Raw genomic sequence first — 25,369 nt, forward strand, 5'->3', positions numbered from 1 at the left:
GCTTAGATGATTAGATTGTCTAGAGAGAATAAGCCGCTAGATAAAGCATTGGAATTTGTGGCAACGAAATCATGAACAAAAAGACGGGACTCATAGGAGTCCCGTTTTTGTTTCTTTTTCTGGCCTTAAGCGACGTTATCAATCGATTGGTCTGGGTACTGAGACTTTGCTGCAAGCTCCTCTGGTGAGAAGTCATCCACGTTAATCGTGTACAGTCTATGTTCCTCAGCGCTAATCAGAAGATTTGCTTCGTCTTGCGTTAAGATACCTTTCTCAAGTCCCAACTGAGCAACAAGATCAAGTCGTAAGAAGGCACGTTTTTGATGTGTCTCTTTGCAGACTTTGTCGAACAGAGGTTCAGCTTGAAGAATCACTTCTAGCGCTTTTTCAATCTTACCTACTGGGTTGTATTCCGTCGCTTCTAAGTATTGGCCGCGACCGATACGAGAGCGTGTTTCGCTTGGTGTTTGTAGAATGTGCGCAACTTTGCTATCGAGCTTGTCGTTTGGAGCACGACGGATACGACCGAATGGCATTAGCACAACACGAAGCAGACGACCAATCACAGGGTTAGGGAAGTTCGCTAAGAACTCATCAATCGCCACTTCAGTCTGACGTAAGCTATCTTGCATCCCCCAATGTACTAACGGTAGATCTTCAGCGTGGCTGCCTTCACTTTCAAAGCGCTTCAACGTTGCTGAACCGAGGTAAAGTTGACTTAAGATATCACCCAGTCTTGCTGATAAACGTTCTCTACGCTTCAGTGATCCGCCAAGAACTGCCATTGAAATATCAGACAGTAGCGCTAGGTTTGCACTGTAGCGGTTTAGCTGTTGGTAGTAACGCTGTGTCTGTTTATCTGTTTTATTTGAAGGTGTTGGCGCATCTGAACCACGGCCATCGGTTAAACCAAACCACAAGCTGCGGACTAGGTTACTCATAGTAAAGCTAACGTGTCCTGCTAACGCCGAATCAAACTTATCTAGAGCATCACTGCTTTCAGAATAAGCCGCTTCCATTTCGTTAAGTACGTAAGGGTGACAGCGAATCGCACCTTGACCATAGATGATCATTGAACGAGTCAGGATGTTTGCGCCTTCAACCGTAATCGCGATAGGCGAACCTTGGTAGCCACGAGCTAGGAAGTTCGATGGACCTAAGCAAATACCTTTACCGCCAACAATATCCATAGCATCGATGATGCTGCGCTGACCACGGTGTGTACAGTGGTACTTAACGATTGCTGAGATAACCGAAGGTTTTTCGCCAAGATCGATACCTGCAACGGTTAGATTACTTGCCGCATCCATCACATAAGCGTTACCCGCTAGGCGTGCAAGTGGCTCTTCAACCCCTTCCATGCGGCCAATCGGTTGTTTGAATTGACGACGAATACGAGCATAAGCGCCCGTTGCTAATGCAGCAGACTTAATACCACCCGTTGAGTTTGAAGGCAGTGTGATACCACGACCAACCGACAGACACTCAACCAGCATACGCCAGCCTTGACCTGCCATTTTCTGGCCACCAATGATGAAGTCGATAGGCACAAAGATATCGTCGCCTTGCGTCGGACCGTTCTGGAACGGCACATTCAGCGGGAAGTGGCGATTGCCAATTTCTACGCCTTTTAAATCCGTTGGGATAAGCGCACAAGTGATGCCTAGATCTTTTTGGTCACCAAGCAGACCATCAGGGTCACGCAGTTTAAAGGCCAAGCCTAATACCGTCGCGACAGGTGCTAGGGTGATGTAACGCTTGTTCCAAGTTAGGCGCATGCCCAATACTTCTTCACCTTGCCATTCGCCTTTACATACCACACCGTAATCTGGGATTGAACCTGCATCAGAGCCAGCTTCTGGGCTCGTCAGGGCAAAACAAGGGATCTCTTTACCTTCTGCTAGGCGCGGCAGGTAATGATTTCTTTGTTCTTCTGTACCGTAGTGTTGTAATAACTCACCAGGGCCTAATGAGTTAGGTACGCCAACCGTTGATGACAATACGCTAGAAACGCCGGTTAGCTTCTGAAGAACCAAAGACTGAGCGTAAGCCGAGAATTCTAAACCGCCGTATTTTTTCTTGATGATCATGGCGAAGAATTTATGGTCTTTCAGGTATTGCCATACTTCTGGTGGCAAATCTGCAAGCTCATGGGTGACTTGGTAATCATTGACCATCTCACACACAGTATTTACTGGGCCATCTAAAAATGCTTGTTCCGCTTCCGAGAGTTTCGGGTCGGCAATATTCTGAAGTTTCTTCCATTCAGGCTTGCCTTTGAACAGCTCTGCTTCCCACCATACTGTGCCAGCTTCCAATGCTTCTTTTTCTGTCTGGGACATCGCTGGTAGAACTTTCTTAAATAAAGAGAGTGCTTTTTGGCTGATTAGGGTCTGACGAATGGTCGGTACAGCAAAGATCGCAACGGCTAACAAGTAACAAAGCCAACCAGTGACGGCCACGCCGCCGAACAGTGTTAATGCTACCATTGCGCCAGTTAATACAACTAATGCACGTACCAGACTAACTCTATGGTAAAGACAGACGCCTAAGATGGCTGTCATGCCGAGTAGGGAGAGCAATATGTTCATGATCGATTTCCTTTTCAGAGATCACTTATTGTTATTAAGTTTTAGGTAAGAGGTCTAACCAGTCAAGTGTAAACAAAATATTAAATATTTGTAAAACTCCAAAGTGAATAAAAAGTGATCTCAATAGAGTTAAAGTTCTAATTGTGAGAGGTTGGTGGCGAATATTTGGACGGATCGGCAGCGAGACTCTAATTAAGGTGGCAATCTTTGGGCTTAAGTGTCGACACTATTTCATGTTTGTGGGTAAACTCAGGTAAAAGAGGGGAAAACCCTCAGCTCTCATTTCACGTACTTTAAGTTGCGTAAAAAAATATAAGAGATAAGCCTTATGTACCATGACCTAATCAAAAGTGAATTGAACGAAGCTGCTGACGTTCTGAATAAGTTCCTGAGTGATGACCATAACATCGCTCAAATTGAAGCGGCGGCAAAACTGATTGCTGACTCATTCAAGCAAGAGGGCAAAGTGCTTTCTTGTGGTAACGGTGGTTCACACTGTGATGCAATGCACTTCGCAGAAGAGCTTACTGGCCGATACCGTGAAAACCGTCCAGGTTACGCTGGTATTGCGATTTCAGATCCAAGCCACCTGTCTTGCGTGAGTAATGATTTTGGCTACGACCACGTATTTTCTCGTTATGTAGAAGCGGTAGGTCGTAAAGGTGATGTGTTGTTCTGTCTGTCGACTTCAGGTAACTCTGCCAACATTTTGAAAGCAATTGAAGCTGCTCAAGCTAAAGGCATGAAGACGATTGCATTGACGGGTAAAGATGGCGGTAAAATGGCGGGTTGCGCTGATATCGAAATCCGAGTGCCACATTTTGGTTACGCAGACCGTATCCAAGAGATTCACATTAAGATCATTCATATTGTGATTCAGCTTGTCGAAAAAGAGATGGAAGAATAATTTTACAGACATCTGGAGCCCAGATTTCTGGCTCCATTGGTTTTAATAGGGAGTAGATTAAACCATGTGTGAATTGCTCGGTATGAGCGCGAATGTGCCAACTGATATTTGTTTTAGCTTTACTGGTCTTATGCAGCGTGGAGGTAACACCGGCCCGCATCGTGATGGCTGGGGTATTACCTTTTATGAGGGTAAGGGTTTTCGCACCTTTAAAGATCCGAATCCGAGCTGTGAATCTAAGATCGCTGACTTGGTTCAAAACTACCCAATTAAAAGCCAAGCTGTTGTCAGTCATATCCGTCAAGCCAATCGTGGTGGCGTCAATCTAGAAAATACACATCCTTTTACCCGAGAGCTGTGGGGGCGATACTGGACCTTTGCTCACAATGGTCAATTAACGGATTACGACGATCTGATTAGTGGTCGTTTCAGACCGGTTGGCGAGACAGACAGTGAGCTCTCCTTCTGTTGGCTACTCAAACAACTTGAAGAGCGTTTCCCTGAGCCACCTCAAGATATGGAAGGTATGTTCCGCTTTGTGGCTGAGTGTTGTGACCAGCTCCGAGAGAAAGGCGTTTTCAACATGTTGTTGAGTGATGGTGAGTACGTGATGACTTACTGTACTAACCATTTGTACTGGATAACAAGGCGCGCACCTTTTGGTAAAGCGAGCCTGATTGATGAAGATGTTGAGATTAACTTCCAGGAAGAAACTACGCCTAATGATGTGGTTACGGTGGTGGCAACTCAGCCTCTAACAGACAATGAACAGTGGTTTAGAATGAAGCCGGGCGAATATGCGCTGTTTCATTTTGGTGAGCTGATTGGCAACAATCATAAAGCGTTGGAAGATGTCGCTTATGCGCCGAAGAAGGTAGCAAGCCAAGCGCCAACTGAACCATTGAGCTGAGCTAAGTGTCTCGAATAGTATTATTTGAACCCTATAAAAAAAAGGCTGCTTACTGAACTAATGAATCAGTGAGCGGCCTTTTTTTGGATTTGATTTAGTTTCTGAAGAATTACTCTTCTGCGTAACCGTGTTTACCTAATGCCTTACCGTCTAAGACAGCTTGCCCATTTAGCATTGATAAACGATCTTCGGCGAACCATTTACAGACCATAGGGTAAATGCAGTGTTCTTGGGTAAGCACTCGGCTTGCCAGCATATCAGCATCATCATCTTCAAATACCGGTACCTTAGCCTGTAAGATCACAGGACCCCCATCAAGCTCTTCAGTAACAAAGTGGACACTAGTTCCGTGCTCTTTGTCTTGTGCATCAATGGCACGCTGGTGGGTGTGTAGGCCTGGGTATTTAGGCAACAGGGAAGGGTGGATGTTGACCATTTTACCCGCATAGTGACGAACAAACTCTGAACTCAGGATACGCATATATCCCGCAAGTACGATTAAATCGGGTTGGTATGCATCAATCTGAATCATCAATTCATGATCGAACTCTTCACGTGAACCAAAGTCTTTTGGATTCACTGAATGTGCGCCAACACCTGCGGTTTTCGCTCGTTCTAATCCAAAAGCCTCTGCTTTGTTTGAAAAGACAGCTTTAACTGAAGCATCAATCATATTGTTATCACAGGCATCCAAAATTGCCTGTAAGTTACTTCCGCTTCCTGAAACTAGCACAACGATGTTTTTCTTAGAGTGACTGGTTTTATTTGAGTGATTGTTTTTCATAGAGTGGGTCATACGAATGATTAACTGAACTGTTTACAATGTACCTACATAAACTAAGGTTTTCTGCGGGCTAAATAGCAAAATGAGGACCATTAGGTCCTCATTGATTAACTAAGTAAGTGAGCGTATCACTTATTTAATTTCAACTTGCTCTTCGCCAGCTTCAGCGTTTGCGATCTCACCGATAACCCAAGCGTTTTCGCCTTCAGTTTTCAGTAGTTCAACTGCAGCGTCTGCTTGATCTTTAGGTAGAGCAACAACTAGGCCTACACCACAGTTGAAAGTGCGGTACATTTCGAATGTCTCCACGTTACCTTTCTCTTGTAGCCAGTTGAAGATAGCAGGCCATTCCCAGCTCTTGCCATCAATGACTGCTTTAGTACCTTCAGGAAGTACGCGTGGGATGTTTTCCCAGAAACCACCACCTGTGATGTGTGAGATAGCATGAATGTCATGCTCTGCAATCATCTTAAGCGCTGATTTGATGTAAATCTTAGTTGGTTCTAGTAGGTGCTCACCGATAGTGCGACCTTCTAGTTCTTCACTCTTATCAGCACCAGAAACTTCTAGGACTTTACGAATTAAAGAGTAACCGTTTGAGTGTGGACCACTTGAGCCAACAGCGATAAGTGCGTCGCCTGCTGCTACTTTAGTGCCGTCAATGATGTCCGCTTTTTCTACAACACCAACACAGAAGCCAGCTACATCGTAGTCGTCGCCTTCGTACATGCCTGGCATTTCAGCAGTTTCACCACCGATAAGTGCACAACCAGCTTGAACACAACCTTCAGCGATGCCAGAAACAACGTCTGCTGCTGTGTCTACATCTAGCTTACCTGTTGCGTAGTAGTCTAGGAAGAATAGAGGCTCACCACCTTGAACGATTAGGTCGTTCACACACATTGCCACTAGGTCGATACCAATGGTGTCGTGTTTTTTCAGATCCAAAGCAAGGCGAAGTTTAGTACCAACACCATCAGTACCTGAAACAAGTACTGGCTCTTTGTATTTCGTTGGAAGTTCACATAGGGCGCCAAAGCCACCAATACCGCCCATTACTTCAGGGCGACGAGTGCGTTTAACAGCACCTTTAATACGGTCTACTAGTGCATTACCTGCGTCGATATCAACACCAGCGTCTTTGTAGCTTAGAGAAGAAGTATTACCACTCACGGGATAGTCCTCGAACTTAAGTTGGATGTGAAAACGGCGCTATTCTAACAGGGCTTGAATATGAAGAGCAAACGTTTGCGCGGTTTTTTTTATTAGAATAAAGATTCTGAAATAACCTTAGAGTTCGTGTATAATCTACAGGTTTGTTTAAATATTGCCGGAGTTGGAAATGAAAGTTGTTGAAGTGAAACACCCGCTAGTAAAACATAAAATTGGCCTGATGCGTGAAGGTGAGATTAGCACTAAGCGTTTTCGTGAGCTAGCGACAGAAGTGGGTAGCCTTCTAACATACGAAGCGACATCAGACTTTGAAACTGAACGTGTAACTATTAATGGTTGGGACGGCCCAGTTGAAGTTGACCAAATTAAAGGTAAAAAAGTAACAGTAGTGCCAATCCTACGTGCTGGTCTAGGCATGATGGACGGTGTTCTTGAGCACATCCCAAGCGCACGTATCAGCGTTGTTGGTATCTACCGTGACGAAGAAACGCTTGAGCCAGTTCCATATTTCAACAAGCTTGCATCTAACATCGATGAGCGTATCGCTCTAGTGGTAGACCCAATGCTTGCAACGGGTGGTTCTATGATCGCGACTATCGACTTAATGAAAGAGAAAGGTTGTAAGCACTTCAAGATTCTTGTTCTTGTAGCGGCTCCTGAAGGTATTGCGGCTCTAGAAAAAGCGCACCCAGATGTTGAACTTTACACAGCTGCAATCGATGAGAAGCTAAACGACAAGGGTTACATTGTTCCTGGTCTTGGCGATGCTGGTGATAAGATCTTCGGTACTAAGTAATTCGGTTTCAGCTTAAGTGACTCTAAATCGTTTCTTAACTCGCTGAATTAGCCGTATTAATAAAAAGGGAGAGCATTGAATGCTCTCCCTTTTTTGATCTTGTTGGTTTGTGATTCTTTTGAATCTAGCCTTACCGATGGATTAATCGATTTGAGCTTTGTCTACCACAGTGTTGTCACCTAGCTCTTCTGGAAGTACTAGGTTAAGTAGAATCGCTACGATACCGCACAAGCTTACGCCCTGTAGGCTGAAGTCACCGATACCAAAGGCCATGCCGCCAATACCAAAGACTAAAGTAATGCCCACAATCACAAGGTTACGTGATTTGTGAAGGTCAACGTTGTTCTTGATTAGCGTGTTAAGACCTACGGTTGCGATAGAGCCAAACAGAAGAATCATGATACCGCCCATCACTGGAACCGGAATGGTTTGCAGTAATGCGCCTAGCTTACCAACCAATGCAAGAACGATAGCCGTTATTGCAGCCCAAGTCATGATTACAGGGTTAAATGCTTTGGTAAGCATTACTGCGCCTGTTACTTCACTGTAAGTTGTGTTTGGTGGAGCGCCCAGCATAGAAGCAGCTATTGTTGCCACGCCGTCACCTGTGATTGTGCGGTGCAGGCCAGGTTTCTTAAGGTAGTCTTTACCCGTCACGTTAGAAATCGCCAGCATGTCACCTACATGCTCAACGGCTGGGGCAATCGCGACAAACACCATGAAGAAGATAGCGTTGATGTTGAACTCCGGCATGGTGAAGTTTGGTAGTGCTAACCACGATGCTTGCGCTACTGGAGTGAAGTCTACCGCGCCGTATACCAAGCTGGTGATGTAACCCGCAACAATCCCACCGAAGATTGGCAGTAGCTTAAGGAAGCCTTTTGAAAACACACTGATGACAATCGTCACTAACAGTGAAATTGAAGAGATCCACAGGGCAGCGTCTGCATCAACAAGCTGAACCGCACCATCGCCTGTCTTACCTAGCGCCATGTTAACTGCAACAGGTGCAAGACCTAAACCGATAACCATGATCACAGGGCCAACAACGACTGGTGGAAGCAGTTTATGGATGAAGCCAACGCCACGAACTTTAATTAACGCGCCCATTAGTACATACACAACACCCGCCGCCATCAAGCCGCCCATGGTTGCACCAACACCCCAAGTTTGAATACCAAACATGATAGGCGCGATGAAAGCAAAAGAAGATGCTAAGAAGATTGGCACTGAACGGCGTGTAATAAGTTGGAATAAAAGGGTACCGATACCTGCGCCAAACAGTGCAACGTTGGGATCGAGTCCAGTCAGTAGCGGCACTAATACAAGCGCACCAAATGCTACAAACAGCATTTGCGCACCTTGCAGAGCATTTTTCATGTTATGTCCTTAAAAATGGTCGTTATATGAAAAGCGAAAAATAAAATTCGCGGGATTCTATCACTTGGCAATCGATTGCTACACCAAATAGATCAAATTTATTTATCTTAGTTATGTTTTATATCCATCTAAGCCCTAGAAATTCAGTTTATAAGTGAGCGATTTATCATGGCCAGGTGATATTTTGTGGTTATTAAACACAGTGGGCGCTATCGACCTTGCCCCTCAATCCATAGTTGCTTATCATCTAGGCACAAGATTTGAATATTAGGATCAGTATGCGCTACATAGCATTGTTGTTGATGGGACTATTAGCCTCTCCGAGTTATGCCTTAACTCAAGTAGATATCTTTAGTGCTGAAGTTGCGATTAACGCTGAAGACAAACAGCCAGAACAAGTGGCAAGAAATACAGGTATGGAGCAGGTATTGATACGTGCGACTGGCCAAACTGATGTCGCTTCGAATGAGACGATTCAAAAGGCGATGCGCAAGAGTTCGCAGTACATGTCTCAAATGAGTTTTGGCGAAAGCAATGACCAATCAACATTGCGTATGCGTTTTAACGGTGCTCAAATCCGTTCTCTGTTGACTCAAGCACAGTTACCTTACTGGCCTGACACGCGTTCAAACATCCTTGTTTGGCTGGTGGAAGAGGACAACTACGACAAGAACATCGTATGGGAACACTCTAACTCACAGTTAGCAGCTAGCTTACAAGCGAACGCAAAAGAGCGTGGCTTGCCTCTAACGCTGCCTGTGGGTGACTTTGACGATATTACGGGTATTGCGACTTCTGATTTGTGGGGTAGCTTTGTTACGCCAATCAGTAAAGCGAGTCAGCGTTATCCTGTTGATGCTGTGTTGGTGATAAAGGCTCAATCTTCAGGCCTACGTTGGGCTCTATACGATCAAAAGCCAAGTCAATTGACGAGTGCACCAACATCGCCTGTAAGTGGTTCACTATCGGGTAACAGCGACACGACTTCTAAGAAGTTAGTTGACCAAATCAGTAACTACTACGCAGGCAAAAGTGCTGTGACGGTAGCGAGTGAGTCATCAGAATCGATTTTAACGCAGTTTATTAGCCTGAATAATGCTCAAGACTTCTTCCAGTTAGAGAACGCACTTAAGCGTCTAAACTCGGTGGCAAGCCTAGATATTCTGAAGATTCAGAACAACGAAGTCACTTTCCGAATTCACTTATTGTCGACTCAACAAGAGTTTGAGCAAGAAGTAGCAAGTATTCGACAAGTCGCGAAGGTTGAAGAATCTTACATTGAACCTGAAGTGAGCCCTGAATTTGAAACTCAAGACAACACAATGTCTGTAGGTGATGATTCAACAGACGCTGCTGAAGTCGTTGGTGACGAAACTGACTCAGGCGTACAAGTGATTAAGGGCAACGAGGTATCTGAGGATGCTGAGCTAACGAATACGCCTGACGCAACGTTAGAGGATTCTAGTACAGAAGATCTAACCATCACTGCGCCAGTACATGCTAATCCAAGCTTGGTATACGAGTGGGTTCGCTCATAATTGTCAGCTGACATGACTGATTGAAATGAAAACTTGAAAAAAGCCCTGCAAGAGCAATCTCGCAGGGCTTTTTGTTTGTAAGCGGTCAGTTTAAAAGCATGGGCTTAATATTATTGCTCGAACTTAGCTTTTTCTCTCTTTTCTACTTCAGAAAGACGCTTCAACTTGATGCCTAACTCTTTGGCTCTAAAGCGAGTAAATAAGATATTGCCCGCGAAACCTAGAGTCGTCAGAAGCAGTTCTACAGCCGCTAATAAACGTTCACCATCGTCTACATACAAGATAGTTAATGCGTGTAGGAAATAGAGCATCAAGACGAAATTTGCCCATGCGTGCGTATAAGGTTTTCCTGCTAAAATGCCCGGTAATGGCAATAACAGCGGGATAGCCCAAGCAATCGCCAGTGTGACATTACTGAGATGAGGGTGCGGTGAAAGCGTCATCTGCCAAGCCACCACCCAGAATAAAAGCGACAAGTTGCCCGCTAAAGCAAGGTAGCGAAATAGCTTGGTTTTGGGAGACATAGCCTTCTCTGGCATATACATCATTGAGAAATTCCCTTCTGGTTTAACGCGATGCGCGCTAGGCGTTTACCTAGGTTTTGCGCCAACTCAATCTCTTCTTTGCTAAGTGAAGCGCTCTCTCCAGTACTGCTTGCACCATAAGGCGTACCACCAGTTTGAGTGGTGTGCAGCGCCGGTTCTGAGTAGGGGATGCCCACGACTAACATGCCGTGATGAAGCAGGGGCAACATCATGCTTTGTTGTGTTGTCTCTTGACCACCATGCAATGATGAAGAAGAGGTAAATACACAACCTGGCTTATCGATGAGATCACCATTGATCCACATTGATGTCGTGCTATCCCAAAAGTGCTTCATTGGCCCGGCCATGTTACCAAACCAAACCGGACTGCCTAGCGCCAAACCATCACAAGATCGAAGTTCTTGTAACGAGGCAATAGGATCGGTTGGTTGATAACGCGAATCAGGCTGCTCTTCTACTGTGTACACGTCGTTCACCGTCCTTAGCATAGCTTCGCAGTTCGGGATGGATTCAACCCCTCGTGCAATCTGCCTTGCTAGAGCTTGTGTGTTGCCGTGGCGACTGTAATAAAGAACAAGAATGTTAATGCTCATATTGGATTACAGAATCTCTAGCACTTGCTCTGGTGGACGACCAATTTTTGCTTTGTTGTTCGCGACAACGACTGGGCGCTCAAACAGTTTTGGATTGGTTGCCATCGCGGCGAAAAGATCTTCATCAGTAACTGAAGCATCGCCAAGGTTTGCTTCTTTGTAGTCCGCTTCTTTGGTGCGCATCATGTCGCGAACACTGTCAAAACCAAGCTGAGTGAACAGTACTTTCAGCTGTTCAACTGTTAACGGAGTCTCCAGGTATTTGATGACCTCTGGCTGTACGCCGTTTTCCTGAAGCACTTCTAGAGTTTGACGGCTCTTTGAGCAGCGTGGGTTATGATAAATCACGACAGACATGGTTCTTCCTCATTATTATTTTTGATTTAGTTGTTTAGCTGAAGCCACCAGGGGTGACTTCTTTTTTGTGTAACGTTGAGCTTTCTTTTTATTCTGGTAACGAGCTGTTACCAGTAAACACTCTATTGTAGCGACAAGAAGCGCTCTCGTTGAATCATTAGCTGATCAATTCGAGCGTCGTAGCGTGCTTGTTTTAGGCTTCCTAATTCGGCGATTTGGCTTGCTTGCGTGTAGTACTGAATCGCTTTGTTCCAGTTGGCTTGCAGTGCCAAAATTTCTGCACGAGCAGCCAGTTCTTCGTCGCTATTACCAAGGCTCGTATTTACTTTTGAAAGTAAGTGCCAGCCATTGGTGTCATTCGGGTTATCGTGCGTGTAACGCTGCAATACGCGAACCGCTTCTTGAAGATCTTCATTTTCAATCAGTGCGTTGGCGTAGTTAATGGTCAGAACCGGGTTGTTTGGTTGACGAACCAGTGCCGATTTAAGTTCTTTAATCGCAATCTCAGGCTGCTTCTTCTCGATGTGCAGATCCGAAATAGCATCTAGATAAAACAGGTTGGTTGGATCGCTGTTAATCAGCTTGTTCAGGATCGGCTCTGCTTTGTCTAATTTTTTAGAGTCTAGGTAAACCAGTGCTTGGCCATATTCTAATGACGGAAGCAAAGCTTTAGGGGCTTTCTTTAGCTGACGCTCAAACCAATCAAGAGCAGCATCATTATTAATGCCAGCATAGCGCGCAACAATGCGGGCTCTTGCTAGGTGGTAGTCCAGAGAGGGAGCCAGTTTCAGTGGCGGGTAACTACGAGCACGAGCACGTGAATCGGTAATTCGGTCTTCTGGTAATGGGTGAGTCAGTAGCATTGGCGGTGGTGTGCTCGCATAGCGATATTCATCAGCTAAACGGCCAAAGAAACGTGGCATCGCATTCACATCAAACCCAGCTTTTGCTAGCGTGTTGATACCAAAGCGGTCGGCTTCTTTTTCATTACTACGGGTGTAGTTGATTTGGCTTTGCATATTACCCGCAGTCGTTGCCGTTAGGGCTGCAATGCCGGCTTCAGGAGCTGCAATTGCCAGTAATACAGAGGCTGCTAGCGCTGCAATGGTTGCTGGAGAGCGGCGCGCTTGGTCTTCCATACTACGCGCTAAGTGACGTTGGGTTACGTGCGCGATTTCGTGCGCTAATACAGAAGCTAATTCACTTTCAGATTGTGCATGCAGGAATAGACCTGAGTGCAAAGCAACATAACCACCAAAGAAAGCAAAGGCGTTGATGTTGCGGTCACGGATCATAAAGAACTGGAAAGGTGTCTTTACATCATTTGCGTTCGCGACCAGACGATGGCCAAGAGTATCAATATATAGATTTAGAACTGGGTCGTTTACGATAGGCTGGCTACTTCTGATGATGCGCATGTAGGCATCACCATAGATAAGCTCTTGGTCGATAGTGAGTGTGCCGCCAGCAGCGGTACCGATATCTGGTAGCTCCAAACTATTGGTATTCGCCATAGTTGGGGTGCTTAATGTAGCTGCGATGCATAAGCAAGCAATTGAGCGAGCGCGTTTAAACATATTAGTCAGTAATACTCCGTTTCTTCTGACAGTAAGACAAGTGCAATGGAAATTGGTTCTTTATCTGATTTAACCTTTGCCAAGTGCGTGCGCTATCATGAAGGAAGATGAATGAATGATGGCGCGTTTTCAAAAACAGATTACAATACGACCCTTATAATAAGCATCGAGCTCAAGAATGACACCTAATATTCTAGATTTACGCCAAGAGCGCTGTCCAATGGCGCTATTATTAGCCAAGCGTCACAGTGTAAAGTTAGAAGTAGGGCAGTCATTGTCAATTTATGTCTCTGATAACAGCTCGATGAAAGATATTGTTACTTATTTGTCTAAGCAAGCCTATGACGTCGTCACTGAGGTTTGCTCTAATTACCATCATCTCCTCGTCACTAAAAAGGAATTGCAGTCAGATGCTTGAAATGGTCAATCGTTGGTATAAACGACGTTTCTCTGATCCCCATGCTGTCAGTTTGGTTGCCATCATTCTCTTCGGCTTTATTACGATCTACTTCTTTGGTCACCTAATTGCGCCACTCTTGGTTGCAATTGTGTTGGCTTATTTGCTTGAGTGGCCTGTTACCCAACTTCAAAGACTCGGTGTTCCAAGAACGCCTTCGGTGATGTTGGTGATCATGATGTTCTTTAGCGTGATGCTACTTGCGATCTTTGGCTTGGTACCAACCATTTGGCAACAAGTGGGCAATCTAATTAATGATATCCCAAGCATGTATGGCAGCTTGCAAAACTTCATTGCGACGATTCCTGAACGCTATCCAGAATTAGCTAACCTGCAGATCGTTGAGTCCATTATGTCTAACGCCAAGAACAAAGCGTTAGGTTTTGGTGAAAGTGTTGTCAAAGGTTCTCTTGCTTCTCTTGTGAGCTTAGCGACCTTAGCGGTTTACTTGATTCTTGTACCACTGCTTATTTTCTTCTTGTTAAAAGACAAAGAAGAGATGATCAGAATGGCGAGCGGTGTACTTCCTCGAAATCGTCGTTTAGCGACCAAAGTATGGGAAGAGATGAACCAGCAAATCTCGAACTACATTCGCGGTAAAGTCTTAGAGATTTTAATCGTTGGTGGTGTCAGCTACGTAACGTTCGCGATTCTGGATCTGCGTTATTCAGTCTTGTTGGCTGTCGCGGTTGGTTTCTCGGTACTGATCCCTTATATCGGTGCGGCAGCTGTGACTGTTCCGGTAGCGATCGTTGGTCTGTTCCAGTGGGGATTAGAGCCTCAGTTTTACTGGTTGCTTCTCGCTTACGGTATTATCCAAGCGCTAGATGGTAACGTGCTCGTTCCGGTTCTTTTCTCTGAAGCGGTGAACCTGCACCCAGTGGCCATTATTGTTGCCGTGTTGGTGTTTGGCGGACTGTGGGGATTCTGGGGCGTGTTCTTTGCTATCCCGTTGGCAACGTTAGTTAAGGCGGTTTGGAATGCTTTACCGAGTCACGCATTAGACGATGACCCTGAACATCAAAAGTAATTGATCTTGTTATAGAAAAAGGCCGAACATCCATGATGTTCGGCCTTTTTGCTCTTAGCTTAATAATTAGCTTAATCATTAGCTTAATGAGTGTTGCTATTGCCTTAGAAAGTGATGAATCTAAGTCATTAACTCACTCAAATCGCCCTTAAGCTTCTTGATTGAAGTAATCTAGAACCACTTCGTGGTGAGTCTTAGTCTTGAACTTGTTGAAGACATGTTCAATCTGACCTTCTTCATCAATTAGGAAGCTAATACGGTGCAGACCGTCGTAGATTTTACCCATGAATTTTTTCTCGCCCCAAACGCCAAACTGTTCAGCAACGCTGTGGTCTTCATCAGATAGCAGGGTGAAGTTTAGAGATTTCTTCTCAACGAAGTTTGGTAGACGTTTTACTGGGTCAACACTCACACCTAGAACAACCACGTTTAGGTCATCAAGCTGTGTTTTGATATCACGCAGGCCTTCCGCTTGCACAATACAACCTGGAGTCATTGCTTTAGGGTAAAAATAGAAAAGTACTTTTTTACCTTTGAAGTCACCAAGAGATACGATATTGCCATCTTGATCTGGAAGAGAAAAAGCAGGTGCTGGAACACCAGCCGTTAGCGTATTCATGACATTTCCTTTTTAAAGACTGTTTTTGATAAAGTTGAGCGAGCCTTGGACTGATAGGCTCTGACACAGCGAATCGAATTCTTCTTGTAGCTGCATCAAGTTACATTCTGATTGCACAGAAGCGGTAATAGAGATATGGAATTGGTCGTTGTCGAGTTGAACCTTAGATTTATTGATGGTTCGTGCACTTAACGAATCGAGGCCGATGTTTCGGTCTGCGAAGAACTGGGTAAACTGCTCAGTAAGTCCGATTTTATCGTCTGACTCAACGAACACCTCTACTGTGTAAGAGTTCTCAATAACATCATGAGTTGAGGTTCGCTTCATAATCGTAATCAAGTCGTGCTCTTGTCCAAGCAAGGGCAAGGTGGTTTCAACGCGGGTAATGTTGTTTGCCTTTCCAGACAGCAGCATGATAAGCGTAAATTCTTCGCCAAACAGGGCGATACGGCTATCAATAATGTTACAGCCTGATTGGGTGACTAAATGAACCACTTGGTTGCATACACCTGGGCGATCAGTGCCCACAGCTGTGATTACTAGATGTTGAGTCATAAAATCACGTCTCTTTATATTCCATTGATTCATGCATGTTAGCACAGTTAGCTCGTGGAATAAGCGTGCGTGCGGGGCTTTTTATGTGCGACCTTGCTTCGAACATGCAACCAATGATAAGAATATCGAGCGCGTTAAAAAATGAGATAGAGCGATGAGAGCACAGCTTACTTGTTACTGACATCCAGTGATGTGCTATCCGCTAGATTGAGTGCAGGTTACCCAAATTCTAGGTAGAACGCCGTTAGAAGTCGTTTTACCTCAAACATACGACAATATTTAATGCAGATGTTGCCGGTAAGCCACTTTAATGTCTTGTGTTTATTGATTGGCTTACAGTAACATGCAAAAAGAATAAATTAAGGGAGATAGACATGTTTTCAGGAAGTATCGTTGCGCTAGTTACGCCATTTAATACAGATGGTGAAGTGGATTTCGACAGCCTTAAAAAGTTAGTTGAGCACCATATTGCTGCAGGTAGTGATGGTCTGGTTGCGGTTGGCACAACAGGTGAGTCTTCAACACTCACTATTGAAGAGCATGTCAAAGTCGTCAACAAGATCGTTGAATTTGCTGATGGTCGTATTCCCGTTATCGCTGGTACAGGTGCAAATGCAACTCATGAATCTGTTCTATTCAGCCGTTTGTTGAATGGTTCTGGTATTGCTGGTTGCCTGAGCGTAACGCCTTACTACAACAAACCGACTCAAGAAGGTTTGTACCAACACTACAAAGCGATTGCTGAAGTCAGTGACGTTCCACAAATTCTATACAATGTTCCAGGTCGTACTGCGGTAGACTTGTTGCCAGAAACGGTTGCTCGTCTTGCTGAGATCGAAAACATCGTTGCACTGAAAGATGCGACGGGTGATCTCGACAGAATTGCAATTCACCGTGAACTTTGTGGCGAAGACTTTATCTTACTAAGTGGTGATGACTTAACAGGCCTAGAATTTGTTAAGCGTGGTGGCGATGGCGTGATCTCTGTAACGAACAATGTTGCAGCCGCTGATATGGCAACCATGTTCAAGCTAGCAAAAGAAGGTAAGTTTGAAGAAGCGGAAGCGATCAATGAGCGTTTGATGCCTCTACATAAGAATTTGTTCGTTGAGTCTAACCCTATTCCCGTAAAATGGGCGGTTCATAAAATGGGTCTGATTGCTGAAGGTGGCTTACGTCTACCGCTGACTGAACTGTCAGAGCCAGCTCAACCTGTTGTTGCTCAAGCAATGACTGAAGCGTGCATTTACTAAAACGTATGAAGTGATGCCGAAGCGAACCTTCGGCATTTAGGAGTATAAATGAAGTATTCTCACCAGCTAGTGATTGGGTCACTGGCTGTTTTCGTTCTTACAGCATGTTCTGGCAACCCGACTCAACGTCGCCAAGCCAAAGATGATTTCGAATACTTAGAAACACCTGAGTTTTCACAATGGCAATTGCCTGTAGATGCTCAGCCTCAGTTCTACCCAAATTTTGACATCCCAAGCGGTGAATTCAGTGGTGGTACTGGTCGTGAAGTGGATATTCGTCCACCGCAACAGGTTCTTGAACTGATCCCGGGTGCTCGTGCTGAGCGTCAAAACGGTGAAGTGACACTATGGCTTCTTCGCGCAGAAGAGGCAGACCGCGTGTGGCAAACGGCTGTAGATATGCTGGCTCAACGTGGTATTGGTATTCGTGAGCAATCAGAGAATGAGATTGAGACCGATTGGGTAACTTGGGTTTCTGAAGATGAAGACGTAGAGATTGGTAGTCGTTACTCTATCTCTCGCTTCCAAGCAAACAACCGTCATGGCTTCAAGATTAATCTGATTGATTGGCGTGAAGGTACTGAAGAGAAAACAGTAACGGAAACCAATAAAGAGCGTTACAACGCGTTCCTGACCAACCTAGTTATGGCTAAGTACGATGAAAACCTTCGTGCTGAAGCGGCGCTGAAAGCGCAAGAGTTGGTGAAGCGTATTCCAATTTCAATGGGTGCTGACCGTAGTGGTTTCCCTGTGATTATTGCTCGTACGCCATACAATGTATTCTGGCAGCGTCTGCCTAATTTGTTGCCTGAAATGGGCTTTGAGCTTGAAGAACGCAATCAATCTCAGGGTACGGTGAAGGCGAAGTACGCAGCACCAGATGATGAGTTCTGGGAAGAAATTGGCCTACAGCCTATCGACTTAGCGCCAGGCACTTACAACTTCCTATTTGGTGACCTTGGCAACCGTACGTCAATCAACGTAACGGATGCATCAGGTAAGCCAGTAGAAGAAGAGCTGCTTAAGTCTATGGTTCCGGTATTAGCGCATATTGCTGACCAAACCAAAGATGACAAAGAAGCGAAAGCTGAGTAGTCATTCAAGCCGTTACAAGCTGAGTTAAATCAGCCTTGTGATTAGCAAAAGCAAATAAAAAAGAGGACACACTGTGTCCTCTTTTTTATTGTATTCGTTGTCATCAGGCTACATTGGTCAATCAAAATTGGTCAATCAAGCTGATTAGCCAAAGCAAAAGGCTATGCGTCTTTATTGTCTTTGGATTCTTCTTTTTCAGCTTTCTCTTGGTTAAGTTTATCCGAGCGATTGAGCTTATCTAAATCTCGCTCAGTTTTACCACGCCCCGTCAGATCCATATTGGCTGTCTGTTTGAGCGCTGCGATGTTACCCACAACAACGCTAACTACGATGATGATGATAACCCAAGGGTTTGTAAGCCACTCCAACATAAGCGCTCCTAATGACTGATATTCGCTACGAAGCGTGCATAGATCTCGTCTAGCTGCTCCATAATAATCTCATACCCTAATACTGGCTTAGATTGGAGTTGCTTGCCAAGTAAAGTCGGAGATAACTGTGATAAACACGACTCCGATACTTTGCGATGGCTGATATGCCATGGTTCGATCGCCACACCACCCAAATCTTGGCTGTAAGGAAAGAAGAAACCAAATTGTGCAGCATGAACTGATAGCCATTGGTAAAACGATTGCTGGTGGCCAGTAAGGTATTCCCATGGTTCTAATTGCAGATGTATGCCTTCAGGTAAGTGGTTACGAGCAAAGACATCGAAGTCACAACCCCAATGATGACGACTCGCGCCGGGAAGCGCAGACCATCTCAGGATAGCCGATAGCTTTTGTTGTTCGGTCAGTTTTGAAGCATCAAGAGGTTGGCTTTCTGAATCTAATATCGGAGCTTCGCCAGAAAACTTACGGTTCCAAATCAGAGATTGCCTTTCATAGTCGCGAAAGCCACTGGCAATCTCCATTTTAAAACCAGCGAGCTGAGCAGCTTCAATCAAATTATTCAGGTCATTCTTAACCTCACTGTGGACCAAGAAGGTCTTGGTGCCGATCAGGCTAGGCTCTAGATGAGAATCTGATTGTCCGGTAAGCTGCTCTGGTGTCATAACGAGTCTCTCAATAATTGGATGCTATGAATCGCTGATGAAAGACTATTTAGCGAATAGGTTCACTAATGTTCTTTCGTACATGTCAGTTAGCTTTTCTAAATCGGCTACCTTCACGCATTCGTTAACCTTGTGAATCGTTGCATTCACAGGGCCTAGTTCAACCACTTGTCCGCCCATACGTGCAATAAAGCGACCATCAGATGTACCGCCAGTCGTTAGCAGTGCTGGTTTCACATCATTGACGTGACCCACTGCATCAACAATAGCATCAAGCAGTGAACCTGCGTCTGTTAAGAACGGGTCGCCATTGAATGTCCATCTTAGGTCGTATTCGAAATCATACTTGTCGAGTGTCGTTGTGATGCGCTCAACGATGATGTCGTTGCTTAACTCTGTACTAAAGCGTAGGTTAAACTGAACATTAAACTCACCAGGGATCACGTTTGAAGCCCCCGTACCTGCGCTGACATTTGGGATTTGGAAACTGGTTGGTGGGAAGTAATCATTACCTTTATCCCACTCAGTTGTTGCTAGCTCATTAATAGCAAGCAGAGAGCTGTGTACTGGGTTGTTTGCTAGGTGAGGGTAGGCAACATGACCTTGTGTGCCTTTAATCGTAAGGTCGCCAGTGATAGAGCCACGACGGCCGTTCTTCACGACATCACCCACGAACTCAGTGCTCGATGGTTCACCAACGATACACATATCGATGTTTTCACCGCGCGCCATTAATGCTTCAACAACACGTACAGTACCGTTGATGAAAGGACCTTCCTCATCTGAAGTGATCAGGAAACCAATTGAGCCTGTGTGGTCTGGGTGTTTGGCAATGAACTGCTCGACGGCAACAATCATTGAAGCCAGAGAGCCTTTCATATCAGCAGCGCCACGGCCATGTAGGAAACCGTCTACGATAGTCGGTTCGAATGGCTTAGTGTTCCACTGTTCGATTGGGCCTGCAGGTACCACATCAGTGTGACCAGCAAAAGCAAACAGAGGCGCTTCAGTACCACGACGAGCCCAGAAGTTGGTCGTATCTTCAAATACCATCACTTCGATTTCAAAACCGAGTGCTTTTAAGCGTTCAATCATCAGGTCTTGGCAGCCTGCATCTTCTGGTGTTACCGATTGACGGCTGATTAGGTCTTTTGCCAGAGCCAAAGTTGGGCTATCTGTCATCCTTGAATTCCTTGTTTAAATAAAACGTCTAGTCATTAATTTTTAGGCGCTGATTCACTGATCAACGTCCTGTTGTCTGTCTATGTAAATACAACGATCTAAGCAAAAATAGCCGCGTATTGGTCGGCTTTAAATCCGATGTGAAGCTTACCTTCAACTTTTAAGATTGGGCGCTTGATCATGGCAGGTTGTTCAACTAGCAAAGTCACCGCTTTTTCTTCTGTTAGGGTGTCTTTCTGTTCTTGAGAAAGTTGGCGATAAGTCGTACCACGTTTGTTTAGCACAAGCTCCCAACCTAGCTCAGAGCAGAAGCTTGTTACTAGCTCTTCTGTGATGCCTTGTTTGCGATAATCGTGAAATTCGAACTCGATACCTTCAGCTTCGAGCCATTTCTTTGCTTTTTTAATGGTGTCGCAATTTGGGATACCAAACATGGTGATAGTCATTATTCTTCCTTTGAGTGATTTTATTTCATTGTTATGAGTTGAATCCTATCAGGAAGCAGCAACTCAGACAAAATAGAGTGATGAATATTTCATAGAGTGAAAAAAAAGCGTAAGAAAATGTCACTATTGGAGACTTATTGATCAGCCTCAACATGTTGTCAGCGAAAAAAGAAATAATTGAGCTGCACATATATAGGAGGTGTCAATGGAGTTGAGTCCTGTTTTTGCAAGGCGGCTATATTTAGCATTGTTAGTGGAAAGCCTTGATAGGCCAAATGTGCCTAAACTCATCGAAAAAACGGGGTGGCCTCGTCGTACTATTCAAGATGTACTCAAGGCGTTACCGGGGATCGGTATCGAACTTATGTTTGTTCAAGATGGGCGACGTCATAATGATGGCTATTACCAGTTATCCGACTGGGGGCCATTTGACAGTCAATGGGTTATCCAGCGTAAAGGCGATATAGCAACAAGCCTTGGATTTAGTGCATAAGCCAGCGAAAGCTGGCTTTCTTTTGGGTGTCATAAAATCAAAGCATATCGATATGCCGCTTTAGTTGCTTACTCGCACAGGTAGGCGGTACCAAGCATAGTCACGGAAGTGCTGAAATCTTGGGGTAGGGTAAAGATGACGGTGTCTGCGCCTAGCTCAATGGCATTCGATTTAAGCTCATTCATCGCACCTTGAATCAGGGTGTCATTGGGAAAGAACAAGTAGCTGTACCAATGACCTTCGCTGCCAGTGATTTCCCCTTTATACTCACACTGCTCGATGTTCATCAGGCCGTGGTAATCCATTTGTACCTTGTCCGCTTTACTATGAGGCGTTGATGTGGGTTTGGTACACCCGAGTAACATGCCACTCATAGCCAAAGCGACTAATTCCTTTTTCATACGTTTGCCCTGCTATTGCATCAAATAAATCGCGAAGCCTACCCAGCTTGCGAACAGTAGTAACCACGGCAGTTTAGTGGCGTGATTTGATGGTGTTTCAACACTTGTTTCGATCGTGTCTTCTTGGTGTTGATTAGCTTGTTGAGTCTGTTTTTCTTTCTGTACGCGCTTCTTCGCTTTATCGGCTTGGCGGCTGCGTTCTTTTTGCTGTTTCTTGTACAGTGCGATGCCTTTCTCGATACCCTGAGCAATCAGTTTAGTTTGTTCTTTGGTTTGAGCTGGCTTTTGAGTCGCTTTGGCTATCTTCAGTGCTTCCTGTTGAGATTCAACAGAGGGCGTATTAGTTTTGTTTTTCATACTGAGTTCGACAATTAAAACGGATTGGCTACTAAGATAACGCAAAGCTAGTTAAGTATGAATGATTTGCGTTAAAGTGTTGGTTTGAAAATAAGTGAAAGTGAGATTTGTGCGGTACTCCATAGAACAATACGACAAGCACGGCTTTTTGAAAGCTCCAATCTTGCTCTGGCTAGGTTGGTTGTTTCTTGCGAAAGCCTTGGTCGTTTTCATTGTTGCAGGCGCAAGCCGAGAATCGGGAACCGATATTCTTGAGATAATCTACCCAGACCATCAGATGTTTTATGTCGGGATCGCGTTGAGTGTGCCTAGTTTGCTGCTGATGTGGTTATTTGGGCTAAGATCGCCAGATAGAAAGCGCCTTAACAAAGTCGTGTCATGGGGACGTTGGGTTACCATGATGGCTATCTTGGCACAGGGCTCCCATACGATTTATTTAATCTATTTGGATAACGGATGGTTCCGTTGGTCAAATGGCATCACCCTATTGTTGCTGCTGTGGTTAGCGCTTTATCTAACCAATAGCCATGCTGCAAGGGATTGCTTTAAAATGGTTGAGCTCGAAGACTGATTCTCATCAAAACATTTGTCCCATTCACAATTATACTTAGAAGCTAAAACTGGAAGGAATAATCTATGCTTAATGTTTCAAATGAGCAGCCTAACGTTCAAAGTGCTATTTTGCCTGAAGCTGGGCCTTTCGCGCTTTACGTTCAACTTAAAGTGAACGCTAATACTGCTAATGTACTAGCAGAAATTCAAAAGCTTCTGACTCTAATCGACGAACTAAACCAAACTCAGCCTGATGCGAACTTAACGGCATCGGTTGCGTTCTCAAAAGCTTTTTGGGATAGGTTCGAGCAAGCAGCGCCCGCTGATTTGATCGACTTCCCTGTGCTGGGTGAAGGTGATATCACAGCACCGAGCACACTGTCTGACGTTCTGATTCACTGTCATTCAAACCGACATGATCTGCACTTCTTTATCTTGCGTAAATTGCTATCTGAAGTAGCAGCTGATGTTGAAGTGGTTGATGAAACTTATGGTTACCGCTTCCTAGACTCTCGTGACATGACAGACTTTGTTGATGGCACTGAAAACCCGAAAGACGCACAACGTGCTGAAGTTGCTATTGTGCCTGAGGGTGAATTCGCTGGTGGTAGTTATGTGATGGTGCAGCGTTTTGTGCACAATCTGCCAGCTTGGAATCGCTTGAATGTGTCGGCACAAGAGAAAGTGATTGGCCGAACTAAACCTGATTCAATTGAGTTAGATGATGTTCCTGCGGCGTCTCACGTTGGCCGTGTGGATATCAAAGAAGAAGGCAAGGGGCTTAAGATTGTTCGCCACAGTCTACCTTACGGTACTGCTACGGGCGACCACGGCTTATTGTTCATTGCTTACTGTAACGTTCGTCATAACTTCGATGCGATGTTAGAGAGCATGTACGGCGCAACAGATGGCAAAACAGACCAACTGCTTCGCTTTACCAAAGCAGTGACTGGCGCTTACTACTTTGCACCTTCAACTGACATGTTGAGTGTATTAACGATTAAGTAAATCACCTCATCTGCAGCAAAGAAAGGGAGCCTCAGGGCTCCTTTTTTATTAAAGCTTTATATGAACTGGTCGATATAAGAGCAATCGTGAGTTTTATTCATCTTTTTGTAAGCGAAGGTCTATGGCTATAACTGTCAATACGAATGTCTCGGCGTTAGTAGCTCAGAGAAACCTCTCTAACGCTAATAACATGCTGAACCAATCTTTGGAGCGCTTAGCTTCAGGGAGCCGTATTAATAGTGCAAAAGACGATGCGGCTGGCTTACAGATCTCAAATCGATTAGAAGCACAGATGAGTGGCATTGATGTTGCTGTTCGAAATGCTAACGACGGTATCTCCATTATGCAGACTGCAGAAGGGGCGATGAATGAAACCACTAATATCATGCAGCGCATGCGAGACTTATCCCTACAAGCGAGTAACGGCTCGAATAGTTCATCGGAACGAATCGCTATTCAAGAAGAAGTCACCGCGTTAAATGGCGAGCTGAATCGAATTGCCGAAACCACTTCATTCGGTGGTAAAAAACTCCTTAACGGCAGTTTTGGGCACACCTCGTTTCAAATCGGCGGCAGTTCGGGCGAAGCTGTGCAGATTGGTTTGAAAAGCATGCGTACTGATGACATCAACATGGGCGGCTTTAGCTACGTTGCTAATGGCATGGCCAGTGATTCATGGGAAGTGAAATCAAACCAGAATGATATGACGATGTCGTTTACGGATCGTTTTGGTCAGCCTCAAGAGATCACCATTAATGCGCAAGCGGGCGATGATATCGAAGAGTTGGCGACTTACATTAATGGTCAAACGGATCTCTTATCGGCTTCTGTTAATGATGACGGACAACTTCAGATTTATATGTCAGGTGAAGATACCGCGGGTACCATCTCTTTTTCAGGTTCATTAGCCAGTGAGCTTTCGATGTCAGCGGGCTATTACGAGTCAGTTAATGACATCAATGTAACGGATGTGGGTGGTGCTCAGCGCGCCGTCTCTATTTTGGATACGGCGATGAAGTATGTCGATAGCCATCGCTCTGAATTAGGGGCAATGCAAAACCGCTTTGATCATGCCATTAACAATCTTGAAAACGTTCATGAGAATTTGGCGACATCAAACAGTCGAATCAAAGATACCGACTACGCCAAAGAAACCACTCAAATGCTCAAGCAACAAATACTGCAGCAAGTGAGCACAACGATACTCGCTCAAGCCAAGCAAGCGCCGAATCTAGCTTTAACGTTATTAGGTTAATGAATTACCTACAATCTTATAAAAGCATTTCAGCTTGGCCGGTGCTTTTTGGCGAATAAAAATACAATTTCTCACTCGACTGACTTCCCGGCAACTTTAGCGATTTTCTCATCTTTTTTCGATAATTTTACGACCAGTCACGCTTTCTTCTGTTTTACCGCTATTTCTTTAAATTTGTTGTTTTTTTTCTAAAGGTTTCGCCAATCACGCCGTTATTAAAAGTAACTTAGAGATAACTACTTGGTTTTCCGAGACGTCGGAAACCGCTATACCGGAAAATCAATTGGAGAAGTCACCATGGCAGTGAATGTAAATACAAACGTTTCAGCGATGACAGCGCAACGTTACCTAAACAATGCAAACAGCGCACAACAAACATCAATGGAGCGTCTAGCTTCTGGCTCAAAAATCAACAGCGCAAAAGATGACGCTGCGGGTCTACAAATCTCGAACCGTTTGAA

28 protein-coding genes and 1 pseudogene are annotated in these 25,369 nt (G+C 44.8%); 13 read left to right on the forward strand and 16 right to left on the reverse strand.

Annotation, left to right across the window (positions count from 1 at the left end):
* Nucleotides 1–125 precede the first annotated feature (125 nt).
* Nucleotides 126–2,591, reverse strand: coding sequence for an acyl-CoA dehydrogenase FadE (gene fadE, locus F0229_RS06910; protein WP_048664595.1), 2,466 nt, complete (start codon nucleotides 2,589–2,591; stop codon nucleotides 126–128).
* Between the two features lie 328 nt (nucleotides 2,592–2,919).
* On the opposite strand from fadE, the gene lpcA reads away from it, so the two are divergent.
* Nucleotides 2,920–3,498, forward strand: a complete 579-nt coding sequence (lpcA, locus tag F0229_RS06915; RefSeq protein WP_171732515.1) for a D-sedoheptulose 7-phosphate isomerase — start codon at nucleotides 2,920–2,922, stop codon at nucleotides 3,496–3,498.
* A 64-nt stretch (nucleotides 3,499–3,562) separates the two neighbouring features.
* A complete protein-coding gene (locus F0229_RS06920; RefSeq protein WP_171732516.1) occupies nucleotides 3,563–4,408 on the forward strand; it encodes a class II glutamine amidotransferase in 846 nt (281 codons plus the stop codon).
* Between the two features lie 109 nt (nucleotides 4,409–4,517).
* Here the strand turns inward: F0229_RS06920 and purN are convergent, their stop codons facing one another.
* Complete coding sequence (gene purN, locus F0229_RS06925) at nucleotides 4,518–5,192, reverse strand: phosphoribosylglycinamide formyltransferase (protein ID WP_171732517.1); 675 nt, start codon at nucleotides 5,190–5,192, stop codon at nucleotides 4,518–4,520.
* 132 nt (nucleotides 5,193–5,324) lie between these two features.
* Nucleotides 5,325–6,365, reverse strand: coding sequence for a phosphoribosylformylglycinamidine cyclo-ligase (purM, locus tag F0229_RS06930; protein ID WP_102464690.1), 1,041 nt, complete (start codon nucleotides 6,363–6,365; stop codon nucleotides 5,325–5,327).
* Nucleotides 6,366–6,534: 169 nt separating this feature from the next.
* On the opposite strand from purM, the gene upp reads away from it, so the two are divergent.
* Nucleotides 6,535–7,161: a uracil phosphoribosyltransferase gene (gene upp / locus F0229_RS06935; protein WP_004738627.1), complete on the forward strand. Its 627-nt coding sequence runs from the start codon at nucleotides 6,535–6,537 to the stop codon at nucleotides 7,159–7,161.
* 141 nt (nucleotides 7,162–7,302) lie between these two features.
* On the opposite strand, the gene F0229_RS06940 is transcribed toward upp, so the two are convergent.
* On the reverse strand, nucleotides 7,303–8,541 hold the full coding sequence (locus F0229_RS06940; protein ID WP_171732518.1) for a uracil-xanthine permease family protein: 1,239 nt from the start codon (nucleotides 8,539–8,541) through the stop codon (nucleotides 7,303–7,305).
* Between the two features lie 278 nt (nucleotides 8,542–8,819).
* Between F0229_RS06940 and F0229_RS06945 the strand changes: the two genes are divergently transcribed.
* Nucleotides 8,820–10,079: a DUF2066 domain-containing protein gene (locus F0229_RS06945; protein ID WP_171732519.1), complete on the forward strand. Its 1,260-nt coding sequence runs from the start codon at nucleotides 8,820–8,822 to the stop codon at nucleotides 10,077–10,079.
* A gap of 110 nt (nucleotides 10,080–10,189) precedes the next feature.
* On the opposite strand, the gene F0229_RS06950 is transcribed toward F0229_RS06945, so the two are convergent.
* From F0229_RS06950 to F0229_RS06965, 4 genes are all read right to left on the reverse strand, one after another.
* Nucleotides 10,190–10,627 carry a DUF2069 domain-containing protein gene (locus F0229_RS06950; RefSeq protein ID WP_017060713.1) on the reverse strand — a complete coding sequence of 146 codons (438 nt, stop codon included), beginning with the start codon at nucleotides 10,625–10,627 and terminating at the stop codon, nucleotides 10,190–10,192.
* Nucleotides 10,624–11,217, reverse strand: coding sequence for an NAD(P)H:quinone oxidoreductase (gene wrbA / locus F0229_RS06955; RefSeq protein ID WP_171732520.1), 594 nt, complete (start codon nucleotides 11,215–11,217; stop codon nucleotides 10,624–10,626). The genes F0229_RS06950 and wrbA overlap by 4 nt, the downstream gene beginning before the upstream one ends.
* Nucleotides 11,218–11,223: 6 nt before the next feature.
* Nucleotides 11,224–11,574 (reverse strand): arsenate reductase (glutaredoxin), encoded by a 351-nt coding sequence (gene arsC, locus F0229_RS06960; protein WP_017060711.1) that lies wholly within the window; start codon nucleotides 11,572–11,574, stop codon nucleotides 11,224–11,226.
* A 122-nt stretch (nucleotides 11,575–11,696) separates the two neighbouring features.
* Nucleotides 11,697–13,151, reverse strand: a complete 1,455-nt coding sequence (locus F0229_RS06965; protein ID WP_171732521.1) for a M48 family metallopeptidase — start codon at nucleotides 13,149–13,151, stop codon at nucleotides 11,697–11,699.
* A 178-nt stretch (nucleotides 13,152–13,329) separates the two neighbouring features.
* Here F0229_RS06965 and F0229_RS06970 point away from each other — a divergent pair, with 178 nt between their 5' ends.
* Nucleotides 13,330–13,569 (forward strand): sulfurtransferase TusA family protein, encoded by a 240-nt coding sequence (locus tag F0229_RS06970; protein WP_029235389.1) that lies wholly within the window; start codon nucleotides 13,330–13,332, stop codon nucleotides 13,567–13,569.
* Nucleotides 13,562–14,638, forward strand: a complete 1,077-nt coding sequence (locus F0229_RS06975; RefSeq protein ID WP_017063383.1) for an AI-2E family transporter — start codon at nucleotides 13,562–13,564, stop codon at nucleotides 14,636–14,638. The genes F0229_RS06970 and F0229_RS06975 overlap by 8 nt, the downstream gene beginning before the upstream one ends.
* 148 nt (nucleotides 14,639–14,786) lie before the next feature.
* Here F0229_RS06975 and bcp read toward each other — a convergent pair whose 3' ends face one another.
* Together bcp and F0229_RS06985 are read right to left on the reverse strand one after the other, a co-directional pair.
* Complete coding sequence (bcp, locus tag F0229_RS06980) at nucleotides 14,787–15,257, reverse strand: thioredoxin-dependent thiol peroxidase (protein ID WP_017060706.1); 471 nt, start codon at nucleotides 15,255–15,257, stop codon at nucleotides 14,787–14,789.
* A 12-nt stretch (nucleotides 15,258–15,269) separates the two neighbouring features.
* The gene (locus tag F0229_RS06985) at nucleotides 15,270–15,812 is read right to left on the reverse strand and encodes a glycine cleavage system protein R (protein ID WP_017060705.1); all 543 of its coding nucleotides are present in this window, start codon (nucleotides 15,810–15,812) and stop codon (nucleotides 15,270–15,272) included.
* 374 nt (nucleotides 15,813–16,186) lie between these two features.
* On the opposite strand from F0229_RS06985, the gene dapA reads away from it, so the two are divergent.
* The gene (gene dapA, locus F0229_RS06990; protein WP_017060704.1) at nucleotides 16,187–17,065 is read left to right on the forward strand and encodes a 4-hydroxy-tetrahydrodipicolinate synthase; all 879 of its coding nucleotides are present in this window, start codon (nucleotides 16,187–16,189) and stop codon (nucleotides 17,063–17,065) included.
* A 48-nt stretch (nucleotides 17,066–17,113) separates the two neighbouring features.
* Nucleotides 17,114–18,160: an outer membrane protein assembly factor BamC gene (gene bamC, locus F0229_RS06995; protein ID WP_171732522.1), complete on the forward strand. Its 1,047-nt coding sequence runs from the start codon at nucleotides 17,114–17,116 to the stop codon at nucleotides 18,158–18,160.
* Nucleotides 18,161–18,321: 161 nt separating this feature from the next.
* Here bamC and F0229_RS07000 read toward each other — a convergent pair whose 3' ends face one another.
* The 4 genes from F0229_RS07000 to F0229_RS07015 form a co-directional block, all read right to left on the reverse strand.
* Entirely contained in the window at nucleotides 18,322–18,531 is a 210-nt protein-coding gene (locus tag F0229_RS07000; RefSeq protein WP_017060702.1) for a DUF2897 family protein, read from the reverse strand.
* Nucleotides 18,532–18,539: 8 nt separating this feature from the next.
* Nucleotides 18,540–19,214: a M15 family metallopeptidase gene (locus F0229_RS07005; RefSeq protein ID WP_017063385.1), complete on the reverse strand. Its 675-nt coding sequence runs from the start codon at nucleotides 19,212–19,214 to the stop codon at nucleotides 18,540–18,542.
* 45 nt (nucleotides 19,215–19,259) lie between these two features.
* Entirely contained in the window at nucleotides 19,260–20,396 is a 1,137-nt protein-coding gene (dapE, locus tag F0229_RS07010; protein WP_017060700.1) for a succinyl-diaminopimelate desuccinylase, read from the reverse strand.
* 98 nt (nucleotides 20,397–20,494) lie between these two features.
* Nucleotides 20,495–20,842: an ArsC family reductase gene (locus F0229_RS07015; protein WP_017060699.1), complete on the reverse strand. Its 348-nt coding sequence runs from the start codon at nucleotides 20,840–20,842 to the stop codon at nucleotides 20,495–20,497.
* A 205-nt stretch (nucleotides 20,843–21,047) separates the two neighbouring features.
* Between F0229_RS07015 and F0229_RS07020 the strand changes: the two genes are divergently transcribed.
* Nucleotides 21,048–21,335 (forward strand): helix-turn-helix domain-containing protein, encoded by a 288-nt coding sequence (locus F0229_RS07020; protein ID WP_004734273.1) that lies wholly within the window; start codon nucleotides 21,048–21,050, stop codon nucleotides 21,333–21,335.
* Between the two features lie 68 nt (nucleotides 21,336–21,403).
* On the opposite strand, the gene F0229_RS07025 is transcribed toward F0229_RS07020, so the two are convergent.
* Nucleotides 21,404–21,736: a DUF4156 domain-containing protein gene (locus F0229_RS07025; protein WP_171732523.1), complete on the reverse strand. Its 333-nt coding sequence runs from the start codon at nucleotides 21,734–21,736 to the stop codon at nucleotides 21,404–21,406.
* Between the two features lie 12 nt (nucleotides 21,737–21,748).
* Nucleotides 21,749–22,093: a DUF2956 domain-containing protein gene (locus F0229_RS07030; protein WP_017060697.1), complete on the reverse strand. Its 345-nt coding sequence runs from the start codon at nucleotides 22,091–22,093 to the stop codon at nucleotides 21,749–21,751.
* A 109-nt stretch (nucleotides 22,094–22,202) separates the two neighbouring features.
* Between F0229_RS07030 and F0229_RS07035 the strand changes: the two genes are divergently transcribed.
* The 4 genes and pseudogenes from F0229_RS07035 to F0229_RS07050 form a co-directional block, all read left to right on the forward strand.
* Entirely contained in the window at nucleotides 22,203–22,664 is a 462-nt protein-coding gene (locus F0229_RS07035; protein ID WP_171732524.1) for a DUF2919 family protein, read from the forward strand.
* 65 nt (nucleotides 22,665–22,729) lie between these two features.
* Nucleotides 22,730–23,653 carry a Dyp-type peroxidase gene (locus F0229_RS07040; protein ID WP_171732525.1) on the forward strand — a complete coding sequence of 308 codons (924 nt, stop codon included), beginning with the start codon at nucleotides 22,730–22,732 and terminating at the stop codon, nucleotides 23,651–23,653.
* Nucleotides 23,654–23,774: 121 nt separating this feature from the next.
* Nucleotides 23,775–24,908 carry a flagellin gene (locus F0229_RS07045; RefSeq protein ID WP_171732526.1) on the forward strand — a complete coding sequence of 378 codons (1,134 nt, stop codon included), beginning with the start codon at nucleotides 23,775–23,777 and terminating at the stop codon, nucleotides 24,906–24,908.
* Between the two features lie 297 nt (nucleotides 24,909–25,205).
* A pseudogene (locus F0229_RS07050) lies at nucleotides 25,206–25,369 on the forward strand (flagellin B); the annotation flags it as partial.

Source organism: Vibrio sp. AIC-3 (assembly GCF_013114515.1).
Taxonomy (GTDB): domain Bacteria; phylum Pseudomonadota; class Gammaproteobacteria; order Enterobacterales; family Vibrionaceae; genus Vibrio; species Vibrio crassostreae_C.

What these genes read in the sequence shown, in the direction of transcription:
- fadE (WP_048664595.1), bottom strand. Translation starts at nt 2,591, where the DNA reads ATGAACATATTGCTCTCCCTACTCGGCATGACAGCCATCTTAGGCGTC.
- lpcA (WP_171732515.1), top strand. Translation starts at nt 2,920, where the DNA reads ATGTACCATGACCTAATCAAAAGTGAATTGAACGAAGCTGCTGACGTT.
- F0229_RS06920 (WP_171732516.1), top strand. Translation starts at nt 3,563, where the DNA reads ATGTGTGAATTGCTCGGTATGAGCGCGAATGTGCCAACTGATATTTGT.
- purN (WP_171732517.1), bottom strand. Translation starts at nt 5,192, where the DNA reads ATGAAAAACAATCACTCAAATAAAACCAGTCACTCTAAGAAAAACATC.
- upp (WP_004738627.1), top strand. Translation starts at nt 6,535, where the DNA reads ATGAAAGTTGTTGAAGTGAAACACCCGCTAGTAAAACATAAAATTGGC.
- F0229_RS06940 (WP_171732518.1), bottom strand. Translation starts at nt 8,541, where the DNA reads ATGAAAAATGCTCTGCAAGGTGCGCAAATGCTGTTTGTAGCATTTGGT.
- F0229_RS06945 (WP_171732519.1), top strand. Translation starts at nt 8,820, where the DNA reads ATGCGCTACATAGCATTGTTGTTGATGGGACTATTAGCCTCTCCGAGT.
- F0229_RS06950 (WP_017060713.1), bottom strand. Translation starts at nt 10,627, where the DNA reads ATGATGTATATGCCAGAGAAGGCTATGTCTCCCAAAACCAAGCTATTT.
- wrbA (WP_171732520.1), bottom strand. Translation starts at nt 11,217, where the DNA reads ATGAGCATTAACATTCTTGTTCTTTATTACAGTCGCCACGGCAACACA.
- arsC (WP_017060711.1), bottom strand. Translation starts at nt 11,574, where the DNA reads ATGTCTGTCGTGATTTATCATAACCCACGCTGCTCAAAGAGCCGTCAA.
- F0229_RS06965 (WP_171732521.1), bottom strand. Translation starts at nt 13,151, where the DNA reads ATGTTTAAACGCGCTCGCTCAATTGCTTGCTTATGCATCGCAGCTACA.
- F0229_RS06970 (WP_029235389.1), top strand. Translation starts at nt 13,330, where the DNA reads ATGACACCTAATATTCTAGATTTACGCCAAGAGCGCTGTCCAATGGCG.
- F0229_RS06975 (WP_017063383.1), top strand. Translation starts at nt 13,562, where the DNA reads ATGCTTGAAATGGTCAATCGTTGGTATAAACGACGTTTCTCTGATCCC.
- bcp (WP_017060706.1), bottom strand. Translation starts at nt 15,257, where the DNA reads ATGAATACGCTAACGGCTGGTGTTCCAGCACCTGCTTTTTCTCTTCCA.
- F0229_RS06985 (WP_017060705.1), bottom strand. Translation starts at nt 15,812, where the DNA reads ATGACTCAACATCTAGTAATCACAGCTGTGGGCACTGATCGCCCAGGT.
- dapA (WP_017060704.1), top strand. Translation starts at nt 16,187, where the DNA reads ATGTTTTCAGGAAGTATCGTTGCGCTAGTTACGCCATTTAATACAGAT.
- bamC (WP_171732522.1), top strand. Translation starts at nt 17,114, where the DNA reads ATGAAGTATTCTCACCAGCTAGTGATTGGGTCACTGGCTGTTTTCGTT.
- F0229_RS07000 (WP_017060702.1), bottom strand. Translation starts at nt 18,531, where the DNA reads ATGTTGGAGTGGCTTACAAACCCTTGGGTTATCATCATCATCGTAGTT.
- F0229_RS07005 (WP_017063385.1), bottom strand. Translation starts at nt 19,214, where the DNA reads ATGACACCAGAGCAGCTTACCGGACAATCAGATTCTCATCTAGAGCCT.
- dapE (WP_017060700.1), bottom strand. Translation starts at nt 20,396, where the DNA reads ATGACAGATAGCCCAACTTTGGCTCTGGCAAAAGACCTAATCAGCCGT.
- F0229_RS07015 (WP_017060699.1), bottom strand. Translation starts at nt 20,842, where the DNA reads ATGACTATCACCATGTTTGGTATCCCAAATTGCGACACCATTAAAAAA.
- F0229_RS07020 (WP_004734273.1), top strand. Translation starts at nt 21,048, where the DNA reads ATGGAGTTGAGTCCTGTTTTTGCAAGGCGGCTATATTTAGCATTGTTA.
- F0229_RS07025 (WP_171732523.1), bottom strand. Translation starts at nt 21,736, where the DNA reads ATGAAAAAGGAATTAGTCGCTTTGGCTATGAGTGGCATGTTACTCGGG.
- F0229_RS07030 (WP_017060697.1), bottom strand. Translation starts at nt 22,093, where the DNA reads ATGAAAAACAAAACTAATACGCCCTCTGTTGAATCTCAACAGGAAGCA.
- F0229_RS07040 (WP_171732525.1), top strand. Translation starts at nt 22,730, where the DNA reads ATGCTTAATGTTTCAAATGAGCAGCCTAACGTTCAAAGTGCTATTTTG.
- F0229_RS07045 (WP_171732526.1), top strand. Translation starts at nt 23,775, where the DNA reads ATGGCTATAACTGTCAATACGAATGTCTCGGCGTTAGTAGCTCAGAGA.